Source organism: Faecalibacterium sp. (genome assembly GCF_052358865.1).
GTDB classification, from domain to species: Bacteria; Bacillota; Clostridia; order Oscillospirales; family Ruminococcaceae; genus Faecalibacterium; species Faecalibacterium butyricigenerans.
Genome location: NZ_DAWCVJ010000021.1, coordinates 24,663 through 35,410, shown reverse-complemented (window position 1 = coordinate 35,410; position 10,748 = coordinate 24,663). Strand labels below are relative to the sequence as shown.

Sequence of the window (10,748 nt, the reverse complement as noted above, 5' to 3'; positions counted from 1 at the left end):
GCTGGTCAGGCCCCGGGCCTCAGCAGCCTGCGCCACCATCTCGACGGCATAGCCCTTGCCCACGCTGCCCACGTCGAGGGACATGGCGGGGTCGGAGAGGTAGACCGTCTTGGCCTCCTCGTCGATGACGAGGTCAGAAATATCACAGTGCTGTGCGGCGGCATCCAGCGCTTCCTGCGAGGGCAGCTGGTTGTCTGCCTCGCTTTCGGTGGCCTCGGCGGCCTCGCGGCAGTCGTGCCAGATACGGAGGACACTGCCCATGGCGATGTTCAGCTTGCCGCCGGTGGTGTCGTACATCTGCCGGGCCAGCTCCAGCATCCCGAGAATCTTATCGTCCACCTGCACCGGGGCAGTGCCCGCGTTGTCGTTGATGGTCTTGACGTTCACCACGCCGTCGTAGTCGTTGTAGATGTCGTAGAGACGGTGGTATTCCAGCAGGTCGGCGTGGAGGGCGTCCATCTGGCGGTTGAACTCCTCCTCGCTGTCGCAGTAGGCGATGACCTGCGTTACGGTGTCAAACGCGTCGTAAAAGATGGTGCTGTACCGCTGGGCATCCGCGCTCACACCGGAGGCCGCAGGCTTTTGGGATGAGCCGCAGGCAGCAAGGAGGCTCAGGCAGAGCGTCCCGGCCAGCAGGGCGGAAACAAAGCGCTTGATGCTCATGCCTGCTCCTTTGCCGTAGCCGTGAAGGCGGCGTGCTCCTCAGACAGGTGAGCCAGCAGGTCGCCGAAGACCCAGTTCTTGTTGGAGGGGGTGATGACGGCCTTGAGGGGAATGTTCACCTGCGCCTGCTTCATGAGGTCCAGCAGGGTGTCGAGGTCTTTTTCCCGGAAGTTTGCCAGCACCAGCGCAGGAGGATAGGCTCCCGGCTCCAACACGAGGGTGCGGGAGGTCTTGACCTCCACCTCGCCCAGCAGCTGGGCGACGGTCTTGCCTGCGTCGGCGGGGGAGACGGGCAGCCGCTTCATGCCGAAGGCGGGGGCCATCCCCTCAAGGATGCCCCGGTCGGCGGCGGACAGGTTCCAGCCCAGCGCCAGCGGGACGCCGGCGTTCTGGTTGCGTGCGATATGTGCTTTCATGATGTTATACCTCATTTCAGGGGAGAAGTTCAAAATACACTATAGTATACCATAAAGAACGGAAAAAGAAAACGCGGCCCAAAGAAAAAACGCCCTCCGAAGAGGGCGCACGGTGCAAAACTCAGTTCAGCTTCTTGCCGAAGAACTCCACCTCTTTGCCGATGAAGCCCATCAGCTCGTCGAACTGGTCGGGGGTCAGGCTCTGGGCACCGTCGCACTTGGCCTTGGCGGGGTCGTTGTGAACCTCGATCATCAGGCCGTCGGCACCGGCGGCGACGGCGGCCTTTGCCAGCTGAGGCACCATCCATGCGTGGCCGCAGGCGTGGCTGGGGTCCACGATGACGGGCAGGTGGGTCATCTTGTGGAGCATGACCACACCGGCGAGGTCGAGGGTGTTCCGCATACTGGTCTCGAAGGTGCGGATGCCGCGCTCGCAGAGGATGACGTTCTCGTTGCCCTCGGCCATGATGTACTCGGCGCTCATGACGAACTCCTCCAGCGTGTTGGCAAGGCCGCGCTTGAGCAGGACGGGCTTCTTCTGACGGCCCACAGCCTTGAGCAGCTCGAAGTTCTGCATATTGCGGGCACCGACCTGAATGAGATCCACATTCTCAAAGAGGGGCAGATGCTCGGTGTTCATGATCTCGGTGACGATGGGGGAGCCGGTGGCACGGCGGGCCAGCTTGAGCAGGTCGAGGCCCTCGCTGCGCATCCCTTGGAAAGAATAAGGGGAGGTGCGGGGCTTGAATGCGCCGCCGCGCAGCAGGGAGGCACCGGCGGCTTTGACGCGCTGGGCGCAGTAGGTGATCTGGGCCTCGCTCTCAATGCTGCACGGGCCTGCGATGACGGCAAAGCTGCCGCCGCCGATCTTCACGCCCTCCACATCAATGACGCTGTCGTCCGGATGGAATTTGCGGTTGGCTTTCTTGTACGGCTCCGAGACGCGGCGGCAGGTCTCGACCACCGGATTTGCCAGCACCCAGCTCTCGGCGATGGCCTTGGTGTCGCCGATGAGGCCGAGGATGTGGGTGTCGCTGCCCTTGGAGTCATTGATCTGCAGGCCCATGCCTTCCAGCTCGCGGCAGAATTCGTGGACCTTGGCTTCGGGGGCGTCCTGTTTGAGTACGATGATCATGGCGGGTTCTCCTTTTCCTATTTCCGTACGGCAGGGGAGAGGAAGCCGCCTTGCCGCAGATGTTTTAGTATCATGAACTTCACTATCGTGAAGTGATGGGGCATGGACATAGCATATCACTTCAGTTTCATGAAGTCAAGAGCTTTCTCAAAAGTTTTTGAATTTTGGGAGAGAAAGTGGTAAAATAAAGTTGTCCGCTTCAAAAGAAAATGACACGTGCTGCGAGATGGAAAAGCCTCTCCCTTTGGGAGAGGTGTCATCGCTTGCGATGACGGAGAGGGCAAGCCCGGCATGACGGATTCGTTGCACAGCGACAGGCGCTTCTTTTGTAAGAGCGATGCTGTCGCTGTGCCTATACGTTCTCGTCAGCATCCTTGCCCTCTCAGTCTGCTTCGCAGACAGCTCTCCCAAAGGGAGAGCCTTTGAGGAAGCGGCAAAACACACAATAACGAAGTAAGAAGGTCTTACATATGGGCAAAGAAGCAAAAACGAACGCCATGCGCATCTTGGAGCGGGCCAAGGTGGCCTACACCGCGCATGAATATCCCCACGAAGAAGGCGTGGCGGTGGACGGCGTGACCGTCGCCGCCAGCATGGGCGAGGACCCCGCCTGCGTCTACAAGACGCTGGTGACGCAGGGGGCCAGCAGGAACTACTTCGTTTTCGTCATCCCGGTGGCAGCGGAGCTTGACCTGAAGGCCGCCGCCCGCAGCGTGGGGGAAAAGAGCGTGGCGATGATCCACGTTGCCGACATCAACAAAGTCACCGGCTATGTCCGGGGCGGCTGCAGCCCGGTGGGCATGAAGAAGCAATACACCACCGTTTTCGACGAGAGCGTGCTGAGCCAGCCGAAGGTCTACGTCTCCGGCGGGCGCATCGGCACGCAGGTGTGCTGCGCCGCTGCCGACCTTATCAAGGCTGCACGGGCAACGACCGCGAAGATCATCTTCTGAAAAGCCTCGCAGGCGCATTGCACCAGCTCTCCCGGAGGGAGAGCCTTTAAAAGAATATTTATTATAGAAAGTTTCTCCAAGAAGTCGTACTTAAAAAGAAAAACGATGTCGAAACTGCTCAAAATTTTAAAAAGTTTTTTGACAGCAGAGAACACAAGGGAAAATTTGCCCGAACGCTCTTTGCAAAGGCGTTTTTTTGCCGTATACTGTATCTAGACGGCGGACGGAAGGGCAGGCAAACTCTTTTTTCAGCCGGAAAGAACAGCGTGGACAACGAGGTTTGCGGAGGAGGAGCAGAATGTGGAATGAGCTGCTGAGTACCAAGTGCCGTCTCGGCGCGGGGATGCATCAGGGCCTTCGTGTAACCTGCTGCGAGTCTATGCTGTCGCAGACGAAATAAAAGGCCGTGGTGTAGGTGCATCACAGCCTTTTTTGTTTTTTGTGTCGTGGGATTTTGAGAAAGAGAGGTTGGATACAGATGATTCGTAAAGTGGCAGTCATCATGGGTTCGGATAGTGATTGGCCGGTGGTCAAGGGGGCCTGCGCCCAGCTCAAGGCGCTGGACATCCCCTTTGAGGCCCACATCCTGTCGGCCCACCGCACCCCCGCTGAGGCGGCGGACTTCGCAAAAAAGGCAAAGGCAGACGGCTTCGGCGTCATCCTCTGCGCGGCGGGCATGGCAGCACATCTGGCTGGTGCTTTCGCCGCCAACACCACCCTGCCGGTCATCGGCATCCCGATGAAGGGCGGCGCAATGGACGGTCTGGATGCACTGCTGGCCACCGTCCAGATGCCCAGCGGCATCCCGGTGGCTACGGTGGCCCTGAACGGCGCAAAGAACGCCGCATGGCTGGCTGCTGAGATCTTGGCCCTCGGCGACGAGGCGCTGGCCGGCCGTCTGGAGGCTGAGCGCACCGCGATGGCGCAGCAGATCGCCGCAAAGGAAGAAAAACTGCAGAAAGAGATCGAGGAACTGTAATGTCTGATTTTGCATACCCGCTTCACGAAGAGTGCGGCGTTTTCGGCATCTATGACCGTGCAGGCACGGAGGATGTGGCGGCTGCCGCCTACTCGGCCCTGTACGCTCTGCAGCACCGTGGGCAGGAGAGCTGCGGCATCGCCGTGAACGATGACGGCGTCATCAACGGCCACCGGGACCTCGGCCTTGTCAATGAGGTGCTCACCCCGGCGGTGCTGGCTTCGCTGGCAAAGCCCACGGCCCATATGGCCACCGGCCATGTCCGCTATGCCACCGCCGGCAGCCGCGTCCGGGCCAACGCCCAGCCCATGATCGTCCGGCATGGCCGGGGCACCATGGCCCTCTGCCATAACGGCAACCTGACGAACGCTCTGGAGCTTCGCCGCCAGCTGGAAAACGAGGGCGCTATCTTCCACGGCTCCTCTGATACCGAGGTCATCTGCTACCTCGTCACCCGCAACCGCCTGCGGATGGGAAGCATCGAGATCGCCATCAGCAAGACGATGGATGTCCTCGAGGGCGCTTACAGCCTTGTGGTCATGTCGGCCACCAAGCTCATCGCGGCCCGCGACCCCCGGGGCTACCGGCCCCTGTGCATCGGCACCCTGCCCGGCGGCGGCTATGCCTTCGCCAGCGAGAGCTGTGCGCTGGACGCCGTCGGTGCGACGCTGCTGCGGGATGTGGAGCCGGGCGAGATCGTCATCGCCGACACCAAGACCGGTGAGCTGCGCTCCATCAAAGACCACTGCGGCCGTCCCGACCGCCAGATGTGCGTCTTCGAGTTCATCTACTTTGCCCGCCCCGACAGCATCATTGAGGGCAGCTCGGTGCATGAGGCCCGCAAGCAGGCAGGCCGCTTCCTCGCACAGGAACACCCCGTGGAGGCCGATGTGGTCATCGGTGTGCCGGACTCCGGCCTCGATGCGGCCCTCGGCTACTCGCAGGAGAGCGGCATCCCCTACGGCATCGGCTTTATCAAGAATAAATACATCGGCCGCACCTTCATTCAGGGCAGCCAGAAGCAGCGCGAGAACAGCGTCCGCATCAAGCTGAACGTCGTGTCCAGCACCGTCAAGGGCAAGCGGGTAGTGCTGGTGGATGACTCCATCGTGCGCGGCACCACCTCCGCCCGCATCATCAAGCTGCTGCGGGACGCCGGAGCGAAGGAAGTCCACTTCCGTGTTTCCGCGCCCCCCTTCAAATATCCCTGCTATTTCGGCACCGACATCCCCGACCAGAAGCTGCTGGTCGCCACCGGCCGCACGGTGGATCAGATCAACGAGATCATCGGGGCCGACACGCTGGGCTACCTTTCGACGGAGCACGTCGTCCGGCTGGCCCAGAACGCGAACGGCGGCTTCTGCACTGCCTGCTTCACCGGCCAGTACGCCGTGAAGCCGGAAGAGGTGCTTTCCACCGATATTCATGAACGCCACCTGAATGACCGTCCCAAGGACGAGAAAAAGTTAGGAGAGTAACAATGGAAAAGAGCTATTCGGAAAGCTATGCAGCCGCAGGTGTGGACATCACCGCAGGCTACCGCTCGGTCGAACTCATGAAGCAGTATGTGGCCCGCACCATGAACGAGCACTGCATCGGCGGGCTGGGCGGCTTCGGCGGCCTGTTCGAGCTGGACTGCACCGGCTATCAGCACCCCGTCCTCATCTCGGGCACCGACGGCGTGGGCACCAAGCTGAAGATCGCCATGATCCTGGACAAGCATGACACCATCGGCATCGACTGCGTGGCCATGTGCGTCAACGACGTCATCTGCGCCGGTGCAAAGCCGCTGGTCTTCCTCGACTACATTGCCTGCGGCCGGAACATCCCCGAGAAGATCGCCGAGATCGTCAAGGGCGTGGCCGAGGGCTGCGTGCAGGCCGACTGCTCTCTGGTGGGCGGCGAGACCGCAGAGCATCCGGGCATGATGCCGGAGGAGGAGTACGATCTGGCCGGCTTCACCGTGGGCGTCGTGGACAAGGAAAAGATCCTGAGCAATGAGACCATGAAGCCCGGTGACGTCATCATCGCCCTGCCCTCCACCGGCGTCCACTCCAACGGCTTCTCGCTGGTGCGCAAGATTTTCGACATCGACGGCGATCCCGCCGTTCTCAAGACTGCCCCCGCAGAGCTGGGCGGCAAGACCCTCGGCGAGGCCCTGCTGGCCCCCACTAAGATCTACGTCAAGCCGGTGCTGAAGGTGCTGGAAGAGGTGGATGTCAAGGGCATCTCCCACATTACCGGCGGCGGCTTCTACGAGAACATCCCCCGCAGCCTGAAGAAGGGCTGCTGCGCCCGCATCAAGAAGGAGGATGTCCGCACTCCGGCCCTCTTCCAGCTGATGCAGAAGACCGGCAATATCTCCGAGCACGATATGTTCAACACCTTCAACATGGGCGTCGGCATGGTGCTGACCGTCCCCGCCGAGCAGGCCGACAAGGCGCTGGACATCCTCCACGCCAACGGTGAGCCGGAGGCCTATCGTCTGGGCGTCATCGCAGAAGGTGAGGGTGTCGAGCTGTGCTGAACATCGCTGTGTTAGTGTCCGGCGGCGGCACCAATTTGCAGGCCCTGCTGGACAGTGAGGCCCGGGGCGAGAACCCGAACGGCAAGATCACACTGGTGGTGGCATCCAAGCCCGGCGTCTACGCGCTGGAGCGCGCAGCCAAGGCAGGCGTCGAGGGCGTGGTCGTCCGCCGGAAGGACTACGCCACCAGCGAGGCGTTCGACGCCGCCCTGCTGAAGACGCTGAAGGAACACGACATCGACCTCGTGGTGCTGGCGGGCTTCCTCTCGGTGCTCGGTCCCAGCGTCATCGAGGCCTATCCCCGCCGTATCCTGAACATCCACCCCGCCCTCATCCCGTCCTTCTGCGGGCCGGGTATGTACGGCCTGCGCCCCCACGAGGCCGCGCTGGCCCGGGGCTGCAAGGTGACGGGCGCCACCGTCCACTTCGTCAATGAAGAGTGCGATGGCGGGCCGATCCTGTTACAAAAGGCCGTGGACATCCTGCCCGGCGACACCCCCGAGGTGCTGCAGAAGCGGGTGATGGAGCAGGCCGAGTGGAAGCTGCTGCCGCAGGCGGTGGCGATGGTCTGCAGCGGAGAGGTTTAACGATAGGAGAAAGACAATGGAAAAAATCGACCTGAACGAATATCTGGCCTCCAACGAGTACCCCGGCCGCGGCATCGCGGTGGCAAAAGCACCGGATGGCCGTCAGATGTTCATTGGCTATTTCATCATGGGCCGCAGCGAGAACAGCCGCAACCGGGTATTCGACCCGGTGCCCGAGCGGGGCGGCATCTGCACGATGGCGGCAGACCCGGCCAAGCTGGAGGACCCCAGCCTCATCATCTATAACCCCGTGCTGACCCTCGGCAAGACCCACATCGTCACCAACGGCGACCAGACCGACACCATCTTTGACGAGATGAGCCGGGGCCGCAGCTTTGCCGACGCCCTGCGCACCCGCACCTTCGAGCCGGACGAGCCGAACTACACCCCCCGCATCTCCGCTGTGGTGTACGCTGACGGCAGCTATCAGATGAGCATCCTGAAGTCTGCCGACGGCAACGGCGAGAGCGTGCAGCGCTATTTCTTCGACTACCCGCAGCCCGTGGCCGGGGAGGGTCACTTCATCAGCACCTATAAGCACAACGGCAGCCCCATCCCCAGCTTTGAGGGCGAGCCGCTCCGTTTCGCCTGCCCCCGCACCATCGGCGATTTCGCCCATGGCCTGTGGCAGAACCTGAACCCCGACAACAAGGTCAGCCTCTTCGCCCGGGTCATCGACCTCGAGACCGGCGAGAGCGGCGACATGATCTTCAATAAATACGACGCTGTGTGCAGCGACCTCGACGACCCCGAGGAGCCGGAGCTGCTGCCCGAGGAGCTGGAGCTGCTGAAGAAGCTCGACGCCGAGGAAGAATAACACGAGATACAAGGAGGATGCACCAAATGAATGAACTTGCGCTGAAGTACGGCTGCAACCCCAACCAGAAGCCCAGCCGCATCTATATGGAGGACGGCTCTGACCTGCCCGTCACCGTCCTGAACGGCAAGCCGGGCTACATCAATTTTCTGGATGCCCTCAACTCCATCCAGCTGGTCAAGGAGCTGAAAGAGGCCTGCGGCCTGCCTGCCGCCGCCTCCTTCAAGCACGTCTCCCCGGCGGGCGCGGCCCTCGGCCTGCCCCTGAGCGAGGTGGAGCGGAAGATGTACCACATCGCCCCGGACATGGAGCTTTCGCCGCTGGCCTGCGCGTATGCCCGCGCCCGCGGCGCAGATCGGATGTCCTCCTTCGGCGACTGGATCGCCCTCTCCGACGTCTGCGATGTGCCCACGGCAAAGCTCATCCAGCACGAGGTGTCCGACGGCATCATCGCCCCGGGCTATGAGCCGGAGGCCCTGACCATCCTCGCCGGCAAGAAGAAGGGAAACTACAACGTGGTCGCCATCGACCCCGCCTATAAGCCCAACCCCGTGGAGCACAAGCAGGTCTACGGCATCACCTTCGAGCAGGGCCGCAACGAGCTGGTCATCAACGCCGACACCATGCTGAACAACTGGGTCACGGAGAACAAGACCGTGACCGAGGAGCAGAAGCGCGACCTCATCATCGCCCTCATCACCCTGAAATATACCCAGTCCAACAGCGTCTGCTACACCGCAGGCGGCCAGACCATCGGCGTGGGCGCAGGCCAGCAGAGCCGCATCCACTGCACCCGTCTGGCGGGCCAGAAGGCCGACAACTGGCAGCTGCGCCATATGCCGAAGGTGCTGGACCTGCCCTTCCGCGACGATGTGGCAAAGCCCAACCGTGACAACGCCATCGATGTCTACATCGGCGACACCCCCGAGGACGTCATCGGCGACGATGTCTGGGCCGAGACCTTCACCCGTCAGCCTGAGCCGCTGACCGTTGAGGAAAAGAAGGAGTATCTGAGCCATGTCACCGGCGTCTGCCTCGGCTCGGATGCGTTCTTCCCCTTCGGCGACAACATCGAGCGGGCACGCCGTTCCGGCGTCACCGCCATCGTCCAGCCCGGCGGCTCCATCCGTGACCAGCAGGTCATCGACACCTGCAATAAGTATGGCATTGCGATGGCCTTCTGCGGCATCCGGCTGTTCCATCACTAAGGGGGCATAAAAATGGCAAAGAAAATTCTGGTCGTTGGCGGCGGCGGACGTGAGCACGCCATCATCAAGGCACTGAAAAAAAGCCCCGACTGCGGTGAGGTCTGGTGTGCGCCCGGCAACGGCGGCATCGGCTATGACGCCCACTGCGTCAACATCAAGGCCACCGATGTGGAGACGATGGTGGGCTTTGCAGAGACGGAAAAGTTCGACTATGTCGTGGTAGCGCAGGACGACCCGCTGGCACTGGGCATGGTGGACGCTCTGGCAAAGGTCGGCATCCCGGCGTTCGGCCCGGACAAGGCTGCGGCCCGCATCGAGGCCTCCAAGGTCTTCTCCAAAGACCTGATGAAAAAGTACGGCATCCCCACCGCGAAGTATGAGACCTTCGACGACCCCGCCAAGGTCATGGAGTACATCAAGGCCGAGGGCAAGTATCCTGTGGTCATCAAGGCCGACGGCCTTGCGCTGGGCAAGGGCGTGCTCATCTGCGAGAACGAAGAGCAGGCTGCCGAGGGCGTCAAGGAGATCATGCTGGATAAAAAGTTCGGCGCTTCCGGCAACCATGTGGTCGTGGAGGAGTTCCTCACCGGCCCCGAGGTCAGCGTCCTCAGCTTCACCGACGGCAAGGTGGTCAAGCCGATGGTATCCTCCATGGACCACAAGCGCGCCAACGACCACGACACCGGCCTGAACACCGGCGGCATGGGCACCGTCGCCCCCAACCCCTACTACACCCCGGCCATCGCCGCCGAGTGCATGGAGAAGATCTTCCTGCCCACCATCAAGGCCATGAACGCCGAGGGCTGCCCCTTCAAGGGCTGTCTCTACTTCGGCCTCATGCTCACCCCGGACGGCCCGAAGGTCATCGAGTACAACTGCCGCTTCGGCGACCCCGAGACGCAGGTGGTGCTGCCCCTGCTGGAGAGCGACCTGCTGAAGATCATGACCGCCTGCACCGAGGGCACGCTGGCCGACACCGAGGTGAAGTTCTCCGACGGCGCGGCTGCCTGCGTCATCCTCGCTTCTGGCGGCTACCCTGTGGCCTACGAGAAGGGCAAGCCCATCACCGGCCTTGTGGACGGTCAGCTGCCCGATGAGCCGGACGTCACGGTCTACCACTCCGGCACGGCCATCGCCGAGGACGGTCAGCTCGTCACCAACGGCGGCCGCGTGCTGGGCGTGACGGCCACTGCGCCCGGCCTGCCCCGGGCCATCGCCATCGCCTACGAGGCCGCAGAGCACATCCACTTCGACAAGCTGCACAAGCGCACCGACATCGGGATGCGGGCGCTGAAGGCGCTGGCGGAAGAATAACCTCTCAGTCTGCTTCGCAGACAGCTCCCCTATCGAGGGGAGCCTCTGGCGAAGAGGAAAACTTCTCCGATATGCCAAGGCCTCCTCTCGGTAGGGGAGGTGGCGCGGCGGAGAGGTTCCGCCCGGACGGAAAAATCGATACAGGAGGG

Annotated in this window: 12 protein-coding genes; 8 read left to right on the top strand and 4 right to left on the bottom strand. The window is 62.1% G+C overall.

Features of this window, described 5'->3' with window-relative positions:
• The 4 genes from ACT8X9_RS05410 to ACT8X9_RS05395 form a co-directional block, all read right to left on the bottom strand.
• The coding region (locus ACT8X9_RS05410; RefSeq protein ID WP_444268360.1) for an FAD:protein FMN transferase at positions 1 to 663 on the bottom strand (663 nt) is incomplete at its 3' end.
• Positions 660 to 1,079, bottom strand: coding sequence for a DUF3783 domain-containing protein (locus ACT8X9_RS05405; RefSeq protein ID WP_444268359.1), 420 nt, complete (start codon positions 1,077 to 1,079; stop codon positions 660 to 662). The genes ACT8X9_RS05410 and ACT8X9_RS05405, both read right to left, overlap by 4 nt.
• Positions 1,080 to 1,200: 121 nt before the next feature.
• Positions 1,201 to 2,214, bottom strand: coding sequence for a 3-deoxy-7-phosphoheptulonate synthase (gene aroF, locus ACT8X9_RS05400; RefSeq protein ID WP_444268358.1), 1,014 nt, complete (start codon positions 2,212 to 2,214; stop codon positions 1,201 to 1,203).
• Positions 2,215 to 2,361: 147 nt separating this feature from the next.
• Positions 2,362 to 2,586 (bottom strand): hypothetical protein, encoded by a 225-nt coding sequence (locus tag ACT8X9_RS05395; RefSeq protein WP_444268357.1) that lies wholly within the window; start codon positions 2,584 to 2,586, stop codon positions 2,362 to 2,364.
• 98 nt (positions 2,587 to 2,684) lie between these two features.
• Here ACT8X9_RS05395 and ybaK point away from each other — a divergent pair, with 98 nt between their 5' ends.
• From ybaK to purD, 8 genes are all read left to right on the top strand, one after another.
• Complete coding sequence (ybaK, locus tag ACT8X9_RS05390) at positions 2,685 to 3,167, top strand: Cys-tRNA(Pro) deacylase (RefSeq protein WP_227619925.1); 483 nt, start codon at positions 2,685 to 2,687, stop codon at positions 3,165 to 3,167.
• Between the two features lie 478 nt (positions 3,168 to 3,645).
• Positions 3,646 to 4,146 carry a 5-(carboxyamino)imidazole ribonucleotide mutase gene (purE, locus tag ACT8X9_RS05385; RefSeq protein WP_227619924.1) on the top strand — a complete coding sequence of 167 codons (501 nt, stop codon included), beginning with the start codon at positions 3,646 to 3,648 and terminating at the stop codon, positions 4,144 to 4,146.
• Entirely contained in the window at positions 4,146 to 5,624 is a 1,479-nt protein-coding gene (gene purF / locus ACT8X9_RS05380; RefSeq protein WP_444268356.1) for an amidophosphoribosyltransferase, read from the top strand. The genes purE and purF overlap by 1 nt, the downstream gene beginning before the upstream one ends.
• 2 nt (positions 5,625 to 5,626) lie before the next feature.
• Entirely contained in the window at positions 5,627 to 6,673 is a 1,047-nt protein-coding gene (gene purM / locus ACT8X9_RS05375; protein WP_412589556.1) for a phosphoribosylformylglycinamidine cyclo-ligase, read from the top strand.
• Complete coding sequence (gene purN, locus ACT8X9_RS05370; protein WP_249234365.1) at positions 6,667 to 7,260, top strand: phosphoribosylglycinamide formyltransferase; 594 nt, start codon at positions 6,667 to 6,669, stop codon at positions 7,258 to 7,260. Before purM ends, purN begins: the two co-directional genes overlap by 7 nt.
• Positions 7,261 to 7,276: 16 nt before the next feature.
• On the top strand, positions 7,277 to 8,077 hold the full coding sequence (locus ACT8X9_RS05365) for an IMP cyclohydrolase (protein WP_227619920.1): 801 nt from the start codon (positions 7,277 to 7,279) through the stop codon (positions 8,075 to 8,077).
• 17 nt (positions 8,078 to 8,094) lie between these two features.
• The gene (locus tag ACT8X9_RS05360; protein WP_444268355.1) at positions 8,095 to 9,285 is read left to right on the top strand and encodes a phosphoribosylaminoimidazolecarboxamide formyltransferase; all 1,191 of its coding nucleotides are present in this window, start codon (positions 8,095 to 8,097) and stop codon (positions 9,283 to 9,285) included.
• Between the two features lie 12 nt (positions 9,286 to 9,297).
• Positions 9,298 to 10,599, top strand: coding sequence for a phosphoribosylamine--glycine ligase (purD, locus tag ACT8X9_RS05355; RefSeq protein ID WP_249234367.1), 1,302 nt, complete (start codon positions 9,298 to 9,300; stop codon positions 10,597 to 10,599).
• Positions 10,600 to 10,748: the final 149 nt, after the last annotated feature.

Excerpts from the sequence above, each read along its gene's own strand:
- aroF (WP_444268358.1), bottom strand. The coding sequence starts at position 2,214 with ATGATCATCGTACTCAAACAGGACGCCCCCGAAGCCAAGGTCCACGAA.
- purM (WP_412589556.1), top strand. The coding sequence starts at position 5,627 with ATGGAAAAGAGCTATTCGGAAAGCTATGCAGCCGCAGGTGTGGACATC.
- purD (WP_249234367.1), top strand. The coding sequence starts at position 9,298 with ATGGCAAAGAAAATTCTGGTCGTTGGCGGCGGCGGACGTGAGCACGCC.
- ACT8X9_RS05360 (WP_444268355.1), top strand. The coding sequence starts at position 8,095 with ATGCACCAAATGAATGAACTTGCGCTGAAGTACGGCTGCAACCCCAAC.
- ACT8X9_RS05395 (WP_444268357.1), bottom strand. The coding sequence starts at position 2,586 with ATGCTGACGAGAACGTATAGGCACAGCGACAGCATCGCTCTTACAAAA.
- purE (WP_227619924.1), top strand. The coding sequence starts at position 3,646 with ATGATTCGTAAAGTGGCAGTCATCATGGGTTCGGATAGTGATTGGCCG.
- ybaK (WP_227619925.1), top strand. The coding sequence starts at position 2,685 with ATGGGCAAAGAAGCAAAAACGAACGCCATGCGCATCTTGGAGCGGGCC.
- ACT8X9_RS05365 (WP_227619920.1), top strand. The coding sequence starts at position 7,277 with ATGGAAAAAATCGACCTGAACGAATATCTGGCCTCCAACGAGTACCCC.
- purF (WP_444268356.1), top strand. The coding sequence starts at position 4,146 with ATGTCTGATTTTGCATACCCGCTTCACGAAGAGTGCGGCGTTTTCGGC.
- ACT8X9_RS05405 (WP_444268359.1), bottom strand. The coding sequence starts at position 1,079 with ATGAAAGCACATATCGCACGCAACCAGAACGCCGGCGTCCCGCTGGCG.